This window comes from Mucilaginibacter jinjuensis, from assembly GCF_028596025.1.
In the GTDB taxonomy this organism is placed as follows: domain Bacteria; phylum Bacteroidota; class Bacteroidia; order Sphingobacteriales; family Sphingobacteriaceae; genus Mucilaginibacter; species Mucilaginibacter jinjuensis.
On sequence record NZ_CP117167.1, the window covers coordinates 705,635 to 721,130 of the forward strand.

13 protein-coding genes are annotated in these 15,496 nt (G+C 42.1%); 11 read left to right on the plus strand and 2 right to left on the minus strand.

Annotated elements, in window-relative coordinates; translation table 11 throughout:
• The first annotated feature begins 86 nt into the window (after window positions 1–86).
• The 8 genes from PQO05_RS03250 to PQO05_RS03285 all read left to right on the plus strand — a co-directional run bounded on the left by PQO05_RS03250 (window position 87) and on the right by PQO05_RS03285 (window position 10,882).
• Window positions 87–2,921, plus strand: coding sequence for a TonB-dependent receptor (locus PQO05_RS03250; RefSeq protein ID WP_273631222.1), 2,835 nt, complete (start codon window positions 87–89; stop codon window positions 2,919–2,921).
• 111 nt (window positions 2,922–3,032) lie between these two features.
• A complete protein-coding gene (locus tag PQO05_RS03255; protein ID WP_273631223.1) occupies window positions 3,033–4,400 on the plus strand; it encodes a hypothetical protein in 1,368 nt (455 codons plus the stop codon).
• A gap of 131 nt (window positions 4,401–4,531) precedes the next feature.
• Entirely contained in the window at window positions 4,532–5,944 is a 1,413-nt protein-coding gene (locus PQO05_RS03260) for an MBOAT family O-acyltransferase (RefSeq protein ID WP_273631224.1), read from the plus strand.
• A 3-nt stretch (window positions 5,945–5,947) separates the two neighbouring features.
• A complete protein-coding gene (locus PQO05_RS03265) occupies window positions 5,948–7,024 on the plus strand; it encodes an alginate O-acetyltransferase AlgX-related protein (RefSeq protein ID WP_273631225.1) in 1,077 nt (358 codons plus the stop codon).
• 214 nt (window positions 7,025–7,238) lie between these two features.
• Window positions 7,239–8,285: an SDR family oxidoreductase gene (locus PQO05_RS03270; protein ID WP_273631226.1), complete on the plus strand. Its 1,047-nt coding sequence runs from the start codon at window positions 7,239–7,241 to the stop codon at window positions 8,283–8,285.
• Window positions 8,286–8,303: 18 nt separating this feature from the next.
• Complete coding sequence (locus PQO05_RS03275) at window positions 8,304–9,110, plus strand: helix-turn-helix domain-containing protein (protein WP_273631227.1); 807 nt, start codon at window positions 8,304–8,306, stop codon at window positions 9,108–9,110.
• A gap of 33 nt (window positions 9,111–9,143) precedes the next feature.
• The gene (locus PQO05_RS03280) at window positions 9,144–9,710 is read left to right on the plus strand and encodes a Crp/Fnr family transcriptional regulator (RefSeq protein ID WP_273631228.1); all 567 of its coding nucleotides are present in this window, start codon (window positions 9,144–9,146) and stop codon (window positions 9,708–9,710) included.
• 98 nt (window positions 9,711–9,808) lie between these two features.
• Window positions 9,809–10,882 (plus strand): SDR family oxidoreductase, encoded by a 1,074-nt coding sequence (locus tag PQO05_RS03285; protein WP_273631229.1) that lies wholly within the window; start codon window positions 9,809–9,811, stop codon window positions 10,880–10,882.
• A gap of 77 nt (window positions 10,883–10,959) precedes the next feature.
• On the opposite strand, the gene PQO05_RS03290 is transcribed toward PQO05_RS03285, so the two are convergent.
• Together PQO05_RS03290 and PQO05_RS03295 are read right to left on the minus strand one after the other, a co-directional pair.
• Complete coding sequence (locus PQO05_RS03290; RefSeq protein ID WP_273631230.1) at window positions 10,960–11,100, minus strand: hypothetical protein; 141 nt, start codon at window positions 11,098–11,100, stop codon at window positions 10,960–10,962.
• 150 nt (window positions 11,101–11,250) lie between these two features.
• Entirely contained in the window at window positions 11,251–11,442 is a 192-nt protein-coding gene (locus PQO05_RS03295; RefSeq protein ID WP_273631231.1) for a Cif family virulence factor, read from the minus strand.
• 274 nt (window positions 11,443–11,716) lie between these two features.
• Here PQO05_RS03295 and PQO05_RS03300 point away from each other — a divergent pair, with 274 nt between their 5' ends.
• From PQO05_RS03300 to PQO05_RS03310, 3 genes are all read left to right on the plus strand, one after another.
• A complete protein-coding gene (locus PQO05_RS03300) occupies window positions 11,717–12,526 on the plus strand; it encodes an SDR family oxidoreductase (protein ID WP_273631232.1) in 810 nt (269 codons plus the stop codon).
• Between the two features lie 114 nt (window positions 12,527–12,640).
• A complete protein-coding gene (locus PQO05_RS03305; protein WP_273631233.1) occupies window positions 12,641–13,957 on the plus strand; it encodes an MFS transporter in 1,317 nt (438 codons plus the stop codon).
• Between the two features lie 204 nt (window positions 13,958–14,161).
• Window positions 14,162–15,451: a lipase family protein gene (locus PQO05_RS03310; RefSeq protein WP_273631234.1), complete on the plus strand. Its 1,290-nt coding sequence runs from the start codon at window positions 14,162–14,164 to the stop codon at window positions 15,449–15,451.
• Window positions 15,452–15,496: the final 45 nt, after the last annotated feature.

The window sequence follows — 15,496 nt, forward strand, 5'->3', positions numbered from 1 at the left end:
GGTTAAGAAACACTTGTTTTATTAGTAATGATAATTTATCGTTAATCGGTTTTGGGCGAAATAGTTTTGTGGCAAACTATTTAAGCGTGAAAAGATTAACCCACATTTTAGCAATTGTTTTAATTGTAATATCCAGTATTAACAACGTAAAAGCACAATCAACCGGCAAAATAAGCGGTAAAATAACCGATAAAAAAACAGGCGAAACATTAATTGGCGCAACCGTTTTGATACAAGGAAGCACTAAGGGAGTAGCAACTAATGTTAACGGTAATTACATATTAGCGGGCCTTGCACCGGGCACTTATACTTTGCTGGTAAGGTATGTGGGCTACAATACCAAATCAATCAGCGAGGTTGAAGTTAAGGCTAACGAAGTAACTTCGCTTAGCGTAGTTTTAGAGGCCAGCGCCGGTAATTCGCTTAATGAAGTTACAGTAACGGCTACTTATAAACGCGAATCTGTAGCGGCACTTTATGCCCAGCAAAAAAGTAACGTGCAGATCAGCGATGGTATTTCGGCAGATGTGATCCGTCGCTCGCCCGATCGTAATACGGGTGAGGTATTGAAACGTGTGAGCGGTACAACCATACAGGATGGTAAATTTGTGGTAGTGCGTGGTTTGGCCGACAGGTATAACAGTAACCTGCTTAACAGCGCCACTTTGCCAAGTACCGAACCCGATAAAAAAGCTTTTGCTTTCGACATTATCCCCTCAACCTTTGTGGATAATATTGTGGTTTACAAAACGGCTACGCCAAACCTACCCGGCGATTTTGCAGGTGGTGCAATTAACACCATTACTAAAGATTTGCCAGATAGCAAATTTTTTGATGCGACAGTAGGTGTGGGATATAATTCTAAAACCACTTTTAAAAGCAATTTTATCGACCCGCAACCACATGGTAGTTTAGATTTTTTGGGTTATGATGATGGCTCACGTAAACTGCCCGATGCTTACTCGAATGTAAAATCGAACTATACTGCGGGACAGAGCAACGCACAGAAGATTGCCATTGCGCAGCAGTTCCCTAATACATTCGGGTACCAAACAGGCCAGTTTAATTTGCCGAATATTGGTTTGCAACTTTCGGCCGGTAATTCAAAAACTACCAAAAACAATAACCGTCTGGGCTACTTGTTTGCGTTTAATTACCGCACCGCTCACCAGGTAACAGATGGTAACCGTACAGAATACAATCCGTCTAATACAGGCCCGGCCAATAACCTCATCAATTACCAGTACGATCGCGGTAATTTTATCAATACTAAAACCCTCGGAGCTATCCTGAACCTTGCCTATATCTATGGCAAAAACAAGATCGTTTGGCGCAACTTATACAATAACGATTTCACCATTAATTTTGAACAAACCAGCAACGGCCGTAATTACGAGGCCAGCAATGATGACCCGTTAAGGTATCGTGGTTACTCGAACGAAACCACACAGAATGGTTTATACTCATCAGTTGTGGAGGGTAAGCATACCTTGGGCAGCAAGAGTAATTTAATTGTAGACTGGAATGCTTCTTACGGCCTCTCGTACCGCAACCAACCTGATCAGCGGATCGTAACCATTTACACGCCGCTTAATCAGCCCGAATATATTTCGTTATCGAGTGAGAACAGTCCTAAGCCTAATGACCTGGGCCGGATCTACTCTAAACTGCACGAGAATATTTATGGTGCAGTTGCCAATGTGACTTACCTGTTTAAATGGCTAAACCAATCGCAGCAGTTTAAGGCTGGTGGTTTGTTTAACTATCGCGATCGCTCGTTCTCGATAGATGCATTAGGTTATGTAGACCAGATTGGTTTTGGTAACAAACCCATCCAGTTTACAAATGGTGTAAATATCGATAATGTATTCAGCCCAACCAGTATCCAGCAAAATGGTATCGCCCTTGCTCGCCTCGACCTAAGTTCGACCGATTACACCGGTAAAGCCAACCTAGATGCCGGCTATTTGATGCTCGAAAATAACTTCAGCAATAAATTACACCTCACCTGGGGTGCAAGGCTCGAATATTATAATCAGCAATTAAAAGCAGCAGGTAAGGCGCAGCAGGATTATATCAATACTGATGTATTACCATCTGCGAACCTGACTTATAATTTGACAGAGAAAACCAACTTACGCTTATCATATTATGGTTCGGTTAACCGCCCCGAGTTCAGGGAACTGGCCGATTACCAGTATTACGATTATCAGAATAACTTCAACATCAGGGGTAACCCCAATTTAACCCGCAGTACTATTTCAAATGCCGATTTCAGGATCGAGTATTATCCATCTGGCGGTGAAATTATTTCGGCTTCGGTATTCTACAAAAAGTTTAACAACCCGATAGAGCAGATTAACCTGGGTAACGATAACCTGTCGTTCGCCAATGCCAACAGCTCGAGAGATTTTGGTGTGGAGATGGAGATCAGGAAGAAGTTGAACTTTATTAACGACAATAATTTCCTGCGGAATTTAACCCTGTACGTAAACGCCTCATACATCAACGCATCGGTTAGTCTGCCAAACCGTAATGTTTCTACACCGCTTCAGGGCCAGTCGCCATATATTATTAATGGCGGGTTATTTTATTTAACCAATAGTGGTCTGTCATTTAATGCCTTGTATAACAGGATTGGTCAGCGTTTGGCGTTCAGGGGGCAGGGCGATGCTATTGATATTTATGAGAAGCCAAGAGACGTGATCGACTTCCAGATCGGTAAAACAATTATGCATAAACGCGCCGAAGTAAAGTTAACTGTGTCTGATATGCTGCACCAGGCAACTTCATTGTACTATAACTACGGATCACTTGATAAAACGGCGTTTAAGGCCGGTGAGGATAAGATTATACAGAACCGTTATGCGGGTTTTGGTACGGCAATATCGTTCAAATACAATTTTGGTTCAACCAGGTAACCATTGATAACTGTAACTATACAATAAGTAAAGTTAACAATAACTGAATGTTAAAACAGGGTTAACAAGGTTCGGGCATCTTTGTATCAATCAAATTACAGATTAGGAAACATGAAAAAACAACTTTACTTTTTATTGTCACTTGCGGCCGTTACAGGCCTGGCATCTTGCAGTAAAAACAACGACTCTGGCACTACTCCGCCTCCAACAAGTACTAACGTCGACATCAGGGGCACAATTAAAAGCAGCCAGCACTGGACTAAAGACAAAACCTACCGCTTAAGAGGTTATGTTTATGTGGATGGTAACTCTACCTTAACTATCGACGCCGGAACTAAAATTGTGAGTAACAAAGATTCGGCCGGTGTATTGGTAATTTACAAAGGCAGCAAAATTCAGGCTATAGGTACTGCCGATAACCCGATTGTTTTCACATCTAACGAAACTGATAAAAAACCAGGCGATTTAGGTGGTATAGTAATTGTTGGCCAGGCAATAGGCAACGGTAACCACGCTGTAATAGAAGGTGGTGTTGATGCAGCCCACCAAACATTTGGTGGTACCAATGATGCTGATAACTCTGGTAATTTACAATATGTACGCATTGAGTATGGAGGTAAAGCTGTTAACCCGGGCGATGAAATTAACGGTTTAAGTATGTACGCTGTAGGTAGCGGTACTACTGTAGATCATATTGAGATTGTACGCGGTTTGGATGATGCTTTCGAATTTTTCGGTGGTTCATTTAACGCTAAATATCTTATAGCTTATAACTGTGCTGATGACGATTTTGATTTGGACGATGGATACCACGGTAAAATTCAATTCGCAGTATCAGTAAAAGACCCTGCATTTACCGACAACAAAGGTGCAACAGGCGATATTTCAAACAACTTTGAGGTTGATAACACTACAGATGCTAATGGTTATTTAAAAACACCAATTACGTTCCCGTTATTATCAAACTTTACAGCAATTGGCCCTAACAACGCAGCAGGTACATCTGCCGATTATGGTTACGGTATGCGCTGGAGAAGAGGTTCTAAATTTATTTTAGCTAACACCATTGTAATGGGTGGCCAAAAAGCAGGTTTAGATATAGATAACGACCCTACTGCTACTTATTACATCAATGGCGAAAGTGGCTTTAAAAACAGTTTATTACATGCTGTAACTGCTACTTACAAAACAGATAAATTATCTGCCGTAGTATTTACCGATGTTACCTTAAAATCATTAGCCGAAGGCCGTGATGGTTCAAAATCATTCACTTCTGCTGCTGATATCGGTTTAACAGATCCGTTTAACAACGCAGCGCCAAACTTATTACCTAAATCGGGTTCAGCAGCAGCTACTACAACTGCTAAGTTTGAAGGCTCATTAACCGATGCTTTCTTTACCAAAGTTAATTATGTTGGCGCACTTGATCCATCTGCAGCAGATTGGACCAAAGCTGCATGGGTAGCTTGGGGTAAATAATTAATTCCAACGAAACTCAAAAGGTTTATTAATACGTTTTTAGGCCGGCTATTTATAGTCGGCTTTTTTGTTGATAAAACAACAGGTTTTATTTATTGAGCAAAAGCAGTAATTTAGCGCAGTTTCAAAATATGACCTTTACTTCCCTCCAGTTTCTCCTTTTCTACATCATTGTAACTTTAGGGTATTACCTGTTAAACCATAAACAGCGCTGGATCTTGCTCTTAGTGGCAAGCTGCTATTTCTATATGGCGTTTTTGCCCATTTACATGCTGGTGTTGGGAGGTACCATTGTAATAGATTATTTCGCCGGTATTTATATCGAGCAGGCAAAAGATCCGATCATTCGTAAACGATACCTGCTGCTCAGCATTATTGCTAACGTAGGTGTGCTGGTGGTATTTAAATATTATAACTTCTTTGCCGCTAACATTAACCAGGCTATAGGTTCGCCAGATAGTCACTGGCAGCTTTTTTATCTGAAGATCTTGCTGCCGATCGGCCTTTCGTTCCATACGTTTCAGGCTATGAGCTATACCATTGAAGTATACCGGGGTAACCAGCGTGCCGAAAGGCATTTTGGCATTTACGCCTTATACATTATGTTTTACCCGCAACTGGTTGCCGGGCCGATAGAAAGGCCGCAGAACGTATTGCACCAGTTTAAAGAGGAGCATCAGTTTGATTGGGAAAACTTTAAATCGGGCCTGCTGCAAATGGCTTTCGGTTTATTTAAAAAGGTGGTTATTGCCGATAGGATTGCCCTATTGGTAGATAATGTTTATGCCGATCCGGCAAATCATTCGGGCAAGGCATTGTTAATCGCTACCTTTTTGTACAGCTTTCAGATCTACTGCGATTTCTCCGGATACTCTGATATGGGTATCGGTGCAGCACGCACCATGGGTATTGATTTGATGACCAATTTCCGGTCGCCTTACTTAGCCCGCTCGGTTAACGAGTTCTGGACACGCTGGCACATCTCGCTTTCTACCTGGTTTCGCGATTACGTTTACATCCCGCTGGGGGGTAACAGGGTAGGGATGCCGCGTTGGTTTCTGAATTTGTTCATCGTATTTATGCTCAGCGGCCTGTGGCATGGCGCCAACTGGACCTTTATAGTCTGGGGTGCATTGCACGCTGTTTTTATGATCATCGAGATCATCAAAAACCTATGGCTCAAAAAAATGAATTATTCATTTAAGCCCAACCTGCTGAAAAGCGCCCTGCAAATTGTAATTACGTTTTGTTTGGTATCATTAGGCTGGGTGTTTTTCAGGGCCAGTGATGTGCATACGGCCTGGTTTATCGTACAACGGATATTTTCGACAGCCTTTAACGGGCCGCTTCATTTTGCAATTAATAATTTTGAGATAGGTTTTTCTGTGGCGCTTATTGCCGTGATGATGTTGAAGGAGTATTTCTTCCCCACTATCCGTTTAAAAAGCAATGTTCAGTTTTTCGTGCTTCTCATTGTATTGCTCGTTGCCTCTTATGCCTTTGGGGTATTTAATAATAAACAGTTTATCTACTTTCAATTTTAAGCTATGAAAAAGATTGTAGGCATAACCGTTGTAATACTAACGCTGATTATATTGATCATCTCATCCATCGATGATGTTACCAAATCAATAGCCGATCTTCGGTATGAATCCAAAGGCTGGTGGGGGTCGGACAAGTATATCTATGGCGACCTTTACGGGTTTTCATATCTCCCTCATTTCAGGATGAAGGACCAAAAAGGGAAAAGAAATTTTATTACTTTCCAAACACCTCAACAATTTAAGGATATTGATATATACGCTATGTGCGATAGCTATACCGGGGAGTTGTTTAGTGAGCCATCCTTGTTTTATCATGTTGATAAAACACAGTTCGCGGTGCTAAGCAACAGGCAAACTGTACCGGCAAAACTGGATCCGCATAAAAGAAATATACTGGTTTTAGAGACCAGCGAACGTAACGTGAGGCCTGTGTATAAAGACACGGCTTACTTAACCCATTTTCTGGATTTTAATTCCGGCGAGCAAAATAACGATCAGGCAGGTGGGGCTAAACCGGCAAAAAAGATCAAACTAAAATTTAAGCTGAAAGATATCGACCCGAATATTGAATTTAACATTTGGGATTACCGCTTTTTAACACCATTTAAAGAACTTAAGGCCCAGGTGTCATACAGTATGTTTAACCGGGTCAATCACGATGTGTACGTATCAGACGACCAAAAGTATTTGCTGTTTGCCAAAACCATTGATACCGTAAACCTCGAAAGTGCCTTTAAACCCATTGGGAAACCCGAGCTAAACGACATTATAAACACCATGAACAGGGCTTATGATTATTACAAATCCAAAGGTTTCGACGAGGTGTATATAGCCATTATCCCTAACCCGGTTACCATATTGTACCCACATTACAAGGGCAATACTTATAACGAGCTGATCCCGCTTATTCAGAATAACAAAGCGCTAAAATGTAAGGTGATTGATGCTTATACACCGTTCAAATCTTCTAAAGCGCATTTGTACAGCTACTCTGATACGCATTGGACCTTTGATGGCGAAAAGGTGTGGCTATCATTATTGAATAAAGAATTGAGAGCGGGAGAGAAGTTTCAGAAATAACATACGCGATATGATTAAGCTAAGAATTAATATCGAACACAGAATGTCCAATATTGAATAATGAAGGCAATACCTTCGATGTTGGAAATTCAAAATTCGTTATTATTCAATCCTGGCGCAATTACATTGTGCCTTTTAAACAAAGCAAATTAGCCTTTTAAACAAAACACCCGCTTGTTTTTAGACCGAATTTTGTTGCATCAATTTTATTAAGATGACAACAAATTCAAATTCCGAAAAATTAGTACTCGTAACAGGCGGCGCCGGTTTTATTGCGGTGCATTGCATCCTGCAATTATTAAATGCCGGTTACCGGGTAAGGGCAACCCTGCGCTCGTTAGCCCGCGAACCACAGGTAATAGCTATGCTGAAAGAGGGCGGGGTAAACGCAGGAGACAATCTCACTTTTATACAGGCCGATCTTTCGGCTGATGATAATTGGAAAGAAGCCGTAGATGGCTGTACTTATGTTATCCACGTAGCTTCGCCAACACCCAAATTAGATTTTAAACATGAGGACGAAATGATCATCCCGGCGCGGGAAGGTGTTTTACGCGTTTTGCGTGCCGCGAGAGATGCAGGTGTTAAACGCGTGGTGCTGACATCGGCAATAGGAGCTATCATTTATGGACACGCCGCCAACCAAACAACGCCTTATGATGAAACCTGGTGGACGGAAACTGTGAATGCACCGGCTTACCAGAAATCTAAAACACTGGCCGAAAAAGCTGCCTGGGCATTCATTGAGCAGGAAGGAAATGGCATGGAGTTAACGGCTGTAAATCCAACAGCAGTAATGGGGCCGGTACTGGGCGCTGATTATTCGCACTCCATCGATATTATTAAAAATATGCTGACCGGTAAAATGACGGGCTGCCCTAAAATTAATTCTTGTTTTGTTGATGTGCGTGATGTGGCCGATCTGCACCTGCGCGCCATGACCAACCCGGCAGCTAATGGAGAGCGTTTTATTGCTACGGCAGGCGAAAGTATCTGGATGGTTGATGTGGCGAAGATCCTGAAAGCAAATCTTGGTGAGGCGGCTGCCAAAGTAAGCACCAAACAATTACCTACTACCTTGCTACGTGCCCTGGCGATGACAGATTCGAAGATAAAAAGCATCGTTCCTTTACTGGGTATTAATATGAACACCACCAGCGCCAAAGCAATCAGCTTACTGGGTTGGTCACCGCGTTCGAGAGAAGAAGCAATTGTGGCTACAGCAGAGAGCCTGATCAGGTTGGATCTCCTCAATAAATAATTACTTAAATTTACATTGATGGAAATAGCGGGCGCGGCTAATATTGGGGATATCTTTATTTCGTGCAAGAAAGAGAAGCATTACAGCCGGGAGGTAATTTTGCCGCGACCCGCATTGGTGCGGGTATATGCCGGTGAAATGCGGATTGCCTCTGCCGATAGGGTGTTTACTTTTTATGCGGGTGATACCATATTGCTGCCCCGTAACCAATTGGGTAGGTTAAGTAAGCTGCCTTTAAACGGGGAGCCATTTAAGTCTATATCTATTGTTTTTAGTCGCGAAAAGCTTCAACAGTATTACAGCACCCATCAAATTAACGTTGTACAGGAAAATATTCCGAAGCTCAAGGTATTGCCTGAGCATCCATTGTTGGATAGTCTTTTCGATTCCCTTTTACCTTACTTTAAACTAGCCGATGTATTACCGCCAGATATCGCTGTTTTTAAAGTAGAAGAAGCCATCCGCGTGCTGCGTGCTGTTGATGAAAATGTTGATAGCATGCTTGGCCAATTTGAAGAGCCTGGCAAAATTGACCTGGTTGATTTTATGGACAAGAACTACATGTTCAACCTCTCCCTCGAAAAATTTGGCTACCTAACCGGCCGAAGCCTCACTACATTTAAAAAGGATTTTAAAAAAGCATTCAAAATTACGCCCGGCAAGTGGCTTACCCAAAAACGCCTGCAACTGGCACACTACCAGATCGTCGAAAAAAACAGGAAGCCATCAGAGGTTTATTTTGATGTAGGCTTCGAGAACTTGTCGCACTTCTCGTTCGCTTTTAAAAAGCAGTTTGGGTATAATCCATCTGCATTAGGCTATTGATTTTATATCGGCTTTATCTTCTAAATTTGCGAAGTGGAAGATATCCTGAGAAATCAAATAGAAAAGATTGTAAAGCTAACAGACGAGGAGTTTCAATTTGTATTGTCGCATTTTTCAACCAAAACCTTCAGGAAGCATCAGTATGTTTTACAAGCGGGCAACCCTGCCCCTAATGACCATTTTGTTGTAAAAGGGTTACTTAAGTCGTTTTATTTGGACGAAACAGGCAAAACCCATATTCTGCAATTTGCGATGGAAGACTGGTGGATCTCCGATCCGCAAGCTTATCACAACGCACTTACTGCAACCTTGAATATTGATTGTCTTGAAGATACGCAGGTTTATATAATTTCTTTGGATAACCGGGAGAAACTTTGTGCCGAATCCCGCAAAATGGAATACTTCTTCAGGAAAAAGACACAGGCCGGATACATTGCCTTGCAAAAGCGCATTCAATCATTAATGACCTTAAGCGCCAAAGAGCGGTACGATCAATTTATCCAGCTATATCCCCAACTTTCACAACGCCTCCCAAAATCGCTGATCGCTTCTTACTTAGGTATTTCGAGAGAAACATTAAGTCGTATGTCTGATCATTGATGTGATCTACCGCACATGCATTTTGTGAGGTATGTCCTGTGTTGTCAGTTATGCGTTAGCCAATTTTGCATTGTCAAAAAAATCTAACGAATAACATCATGAATCAAATAGCATTAGTAGTTGGGGCAAGCGGCATAGCAGGCAGTAACCTGGCCGAAAAACTAATCTCGAAAGGCTGGGCCACCTACGGTTTAGCCCGTAACCCAAATCAAGAAATTAAAGACCTTCAACCAATAGCTGCAGATCTGTTAAGTGTCGATAGCCTGAAATCTGCACTGGCTGGTATATCTCCAACGCATGTTTATATTACCAGCTGGATGCGCAACGATACCGAAGCAGAAAACATTAGGGTAAACAGCCTGATGGTGCGTAACCTGTTGGATGTATTGTCTGCCAAAAAATCAGTTCAGCACGTTGCATTGGTTACCGGTTTAAAACATTATCTCGGCCCGTTTGAAGCTTACGCCCAGGAAGGCTTTTTACCCGAAACACCCGTGCGTGAAGAGCATCCGAGACTGGATATCGAAAACTTTTATTACGCCCAGGAAGATGAAGTGTATGCTGCCGCAGCCCGCGATGGTTTTACGTGGAGCATCCACAGGCCACATACCGTTATTGGTAAAGCTGTAGGCAATATGATGAATTTGGGTACAACCTTGGCCGTGTATGCTACCATTTGTAAAGAAACCGGCCGGCCGTTTATTTGGCCGGGTTCGGCAGCGCAGTGGAATGGCCTTTCGGATGTTACCGATGCACGGGTATTAGCGGAACAATTGATTTGGGCATCGACTACAGATACTGCCCGAAATGAAGCCTTTAACATTGTAAATGGCGATGTGTTTCGTTGGAGTTGGTTGTGGAAGCAAATAGCAGCCTATTTTGGAATAGAGGTAAAAGGCTTTGACGGCACCATACATCCGCTGGAGGAAGAGATTGCTAACGATGCTGCATTGTGGCAGCAAATAGCAGAAAAATATAATCTGAAAGAGAAAGATTTGAACCGCCTGGCATCTGCATGGCATACCGATTTGGATTTAGGCCGACCAATTGAGGTAATGACTGATATGTCGAAAAGCCGGAAACTCGGATTTAATGTTTTCCAGAAAACTGATGAATCATTCTACGATCTGTTTGAACAATTACGTAATGAGCGATTGATACCATCTTATTAAATTTTATCAGTGATATTGATACATATAGCCCCGCATTTGCGGGGCTATATATTTGGAGTTAATTTTTCTCTGGCAAATTATTTAATCCCTTTCTCCAGTTTCGCATTTTGCCCTGCCTGGATAAGCCACACGCCATCTATTCTGGTTAACACAATCATCCTGCGAAACTCAAATGTTTCACCGGGGTAGCGGGCATCATCCGTTAAGCCAGTCCGCACATGTGCAATGGCAACATCGGGTTTCAGGTATTGTATATCTTCTACCGCACGGGTATAATAGTGGCTTGGTTTAAAGTAGGTGTTGTGCGTGGTACGATAATGATCTTCAATATCCTGCCTGCCAATATAATAGGCACCAAACCAGTTTACCTAGGTTGCATCAATTCGGTAGTTGGCAGCAAGCGCTTTTGGGTCATGGCGGTTCCAGGCATCTTCGTAGTTTTTAACCAGTTGGCGGATAGCCCGGTTTTCTTTGGCGGTATCAATTTGTTGTGCTTTTATACTTAAGGAAGCAACACTTAACAATACGGTGCAAAAAAATAATATTAGCGTATTTTTCATGATAATAGTTGATGGCGATAACTAAAAATAAAGTTTATTTCCTTAAATATCAATTTATTGCAGTTTTAGGCCGATTCTGATTTTAACCTCTCGTTAATTCAGAGTCAACTTATGTCAGTATCCGCTTATTAATAAATTATTGATCTTCTGAATCAATAAGATACCTTTGTTTTTAGAAAGTTTTGAGTAATTTTCGCCATAATTTCAATCTGTAACCAATGTAACTTGGCAAGGCTCAGTTAATTAGTAAAATGGGCCTGTATTAACGATATATATGAAAAAAGTAATTCTTGTAACCGGCGCATCGTCTGGTTTAGGGCTGGCTACGGCCAATGGTTTAACCAGCGAAGGCCATATTGTTTATGGTGCAAGCCGTAACATTGACAAAGTAAGCGGTGCAAACTTTAACCGTTTGCAGATGGATGTTACCGATGATGCTTCTGTAAAAGCAGCAATCGATCAAATTATCCAGAAAGAAGGCCGCATTGATGTGCTGGTTAACAACGCAGGTAACGGTATTACCGGCCCGCTTTATGCCACGCCGGTTGATGCTGCGAAGAAACAATTTGAGGTTAACTTTTTCGGTGTAGTGCGTGTAAGCAGTGCCGTATTGCCGGGTATGATCGAGAAAAAATCGGGCTTAATCATCAACATTGGTTCACTGGCAGGTTTATTCGGATTGCCTTACCAGGGTTTATACAGTGCATCTAAATTTGCTATCGAAGGTTATTCGCAAAGCTTACGTATGGAGCTCCAAAACACAGGTGTTAAAGTATCTGTAGTAAACCCAGGCGACTTTAAAACTGACTTTACCGCAAGCCGCGAAAAGTTGCCATTCACCTTACCAAACGAGCAATTGAAAGCCGAATTTGAAGCCGCCGTTGCCAGCATGGAAAAAGATGAAAGCATTGGTGCCGATCCATCTAAACTGGCTGCACAGATCTCTAAGATCATCAACAAATCAAAACCGGCGCATAATTACCTTGTTGGTGCATTAGGCCAAACCATTGTACCTACATTGAAAGCCATATTGCCGGGTTCGATATTTGTGAAGTTGATGAACGATCATTACGGGATAAAGTAGTTATTGGTTATTAAGTTATTAGTTGATTGAGTGATTAGTTGATTAGGTTATTACTTCTAATTTAGAAAGATAACTCAATCAACTACTCACATAATCAACCATTCACTCCCCTCCATGCAAGCTAAAAACGATAAAAAGACCATCTGGGCCTGGGCTATGTTCGATTGGGCAAACCAGTCGTACAATATGGTGATCACCTCAACTATATTCCCTGCGTATTACGTGGCTATTACAGCCAATAAGCAAACGGGTGATATGGTATCTTTCTTTGGGCACCAGTATGTTAATACGGTGCTGTCTAACTATATCCTGGGTTTATCATACCTCATTATTGTAGTTCTACTTCCTATTTTAACTTCTATTGCCGACTACAAAGGGCACAAAAAATTGTACATGCAATTGTTTACCTGGCTTGGTAGTCTGGCTTGTGCGGGACTATTCTTTTTCACCATGAAAACTTTTGAGTTCAGCATGATTTGTTTCGGTTTGGCTTCAATTGGTTATTGCGGCGGCTTTGTATTTTATAACTCCTACCTGCCCCAGATTGCCACGCTCGATCAGCAGGATGCCGTGAGTGCCAAAGGTTTTATTTATGGTTTTGCCGGCAGCATCGTGGTGCAGGTACTGTGCTTTGTGTTCGTGCTTTCGCCCGCTACTTTTGGTATTACTGATGATGTTGCCGCGCGTTTGTCATTCCTTATTGTAGGTATATGGTGGATAGGCTTTTCGCTCATCCCATTCTACCTTTTACCCAAAGGGCAACCCAATGCCGGCTCACATACCGACAGTGTTTTAACCGGAGGTTTTAAGGAACTGGCCAAGGTTTGGAAAAAGGTAAAACAACTGCCATTATTGAAAAGATTCTTGCCTGCCTTTTTCTTCTACTCAGTAGGGGTACAAACCATCCTGCTGGTGGCTGCCAATTTCGGTGCCAAAGAATTAAAGATGCCGGAAGAAAACCTCATCGCCATTATCCTAATTATCCAGGTGGTGGCTATTATTGGCGCGGCTATTACGGCTAAAATGTCAGCTAAATATGGTAATACGCCTGTACTAGCAACTATAGTTGGTATCTGGTGCCTTATCTGCGCTGCGGTTTATTTTGTGGCTAATGCACAACAATTTTATGTAGCCGCAGTGATAGTAGGTTTGGTAATGGGCGGGGTGCAATCTTTGTCGCGGTCAACCTATTCTAAATTTATTCCACAGAATATACCTGATACAGCTTCTTACTTCAGTTTTTATGATGTAACCGAAAAGCTGTCGATCGTTGTCGGACTATTTACCTTCGGTTTCGTAGAGGCTGTAACCCATAAAATGCGTGATTCGGCGTTAGTGCTCGATTGTTTTTTTGTGATCGGGTTATTACTGCTGTTATCATTGGTAGCTATGCAGGCTAAGGCAAAATCGGCAGAAACAGCTGTGGCATAATCAAAAAATTTATTAAATAATAAAAAGCCATCGGTATAATTCCGGTGGCTTTTTGTTTTAAATGGCTTAGAATGACAATAATAAACCTTTAGGTAATTAATTGTTAATCAGGTTTAAAAATTATTTTTTGCTGGATATATTTAAAATCTTTTGCAGATTTATGTTATAAACCAACATCATTTTCACAATTAAACCTTATTAATCATGCTTCTCAGCTTAATTCCCATTAATGTGCGGTTAATCTTCGCACTATCTATGTTGTCCAACATCCCGGCAGCAACCACCGGTAACAGTGAACAAATTGTAAAATATGCTAAACCCAAAATTCAGCAAGCGCTTGCCTCGGCACCAAGTGTTGATAGTGTGCAGTTAAGCGGCTGGCAACTGGTTTGGGGGCCGGCTGTTATTGCCAAACCCGGTTCTAAACAAGTGGATAAAGAACTGGTTGCCTCTAATGCCATGAGCATATTTAAGAATGGAAATACTTATGTTATTGGCATACAGGCCACCAATTCCAACAGTACTTACGATTGGCTGGTTGAAGACGGTAACGTACGCGCAACCGTACCATGGAACGTACTTAGCCCGGCAACCAAAGCCCCGGCTACTGCCGTGGTATCAAAAGGTACCAGTATCGGTTTAAATACCCTGCTTGATTCTCTTCAGGATGATTCATCGCATTTATCGGCGGTTCAATATCTGCAAGGGCAGAAACTGAATCAACAATCAGGTGCGCAGGTTATTGTGACCGGACATAGCCTTGGAGGCGCTTTATCACCGTCATTGGCTTTATACCTTAAAGATAATCCGGCAGCCTGGAACGCAGGCAATACAGCTGTATATTGCCTTTCAACAGCCGGCCCCACTCCTGGCAATGGCGATTTTGCGACTTATTATAATGCACAGCTTCAAAACAACACGCAAAGGATCTGGAATGATCTGGACGTTGTACCGCGCGCCTGGGTGCAAAGTTTACTTACCCAGGTTCAAAGCAATGTTTTAGCAAAAGGGGGGCTTTACAGTGCCGCAGGTGCCAGTATTGTAGGCGATTCGGTTTATTGCTCGCCTTACAAAAAAGGTGCTTATTGCGGTTCACTGGCTACATTTAATCCTTTAGGAACACCCCTTGATGTGGATGCCCTTATTGAAGGAGCCAAAAAGTGGAGCGGCGATAAATACATGCATATATGCGGTAACGGCCTCTCATTTCATGGTGTGCAGAATGGGCCTTATATTGATGTTATAGTAGGGGCTAAAGGATACCCAAAAGGCATTGGGCTTTTTATGCAGCAAATGGCACAACAGCATGTAATAGTATATAATTTTTACTTTAACATAATGCCTATACACGAGTATGTGCGTACAATGGTTGAAAAGGATCCTAAGAGTGTTGTGAACAGAAACTTCAATAACAAACAGTCAGAAGATGCTTCTGCCATAACAAGCTTTCCGGAATTGCTGGGCAGGATGTCTCAGTATGCCTGGGCCTGGTAAATAGAACCGCAGAATATTTAAAAGCGGATAGCCAAAGGGTTATCC

Coding starts and splice junctions, on each gene's coding strand:
- PQO05_RS03255 (WP_273631223.1), top strand. CDS start 3,033: ATGAAAAAACAACTTTACTTTTTATTGTCACTTGCGGCCGTTACAGGC.
- PQO05_RS03260 (WP_273631224.1), top strand. CDS start 4,532: ATGACCTTTACTTCCCTCCAGTTTCTCCTTTTCTACATCATTGTAACT.
- PQO05_RS03265 (WP_273631225.1), top strand. CDS start 5,948: ATGAAAAAGATTGTAGGCATAACCGTTGTAATACTAACGCTGATTATA.
- PQO05_RS03270 (WP_273631226.1), top strand. CDS start 7,239: ATGACAACAAATTCAAATTCCGAAAAATTAGTACTCGTAACAGGCGGC.
- PQO05_RS03275 (WP_273631227.1), top strand. CDS start 8,304: ATGGAAATAGCGGGCGCGGCTAATATTGGGGATATCTTTATTTCGTGC.
- PQO05_RS03285 (WP_273631229.1), top strand. CDS start 9,809: ATGAATCAAATAGCATTAGTAGTTGGGGCAAGCGGCATAGCAGGCAGT.
- PQO05_RS03295 (WP_273631231.1), bottom strand. CDS start 11,442: ATGAAAAATACGCTAATATTATTTTTTTGCACCGTATTGTTAAGTGTT.
- PQO05_RS03300 (WP_273631232.1), top strand. CDS start 11,717: ATGAAAAAAGTAATTCTTGTAACCGGCGCATCGTCTGGTTTAGGGCTG.
- PQO05_RS03305 (WP_273631233.1), top strand. CDS start 12,641: ATGCAAGCTAAAAACGATAAAAAGACCATCTGGGCCTGGGCTATGTTC.
- PQO05_RS03310 (WP_273631234.1), top strand. CDS start 14,162: ATGCTTCTCAGCTTAATTCCCATTAATGTGCGGTTAATCTTCGCACTA.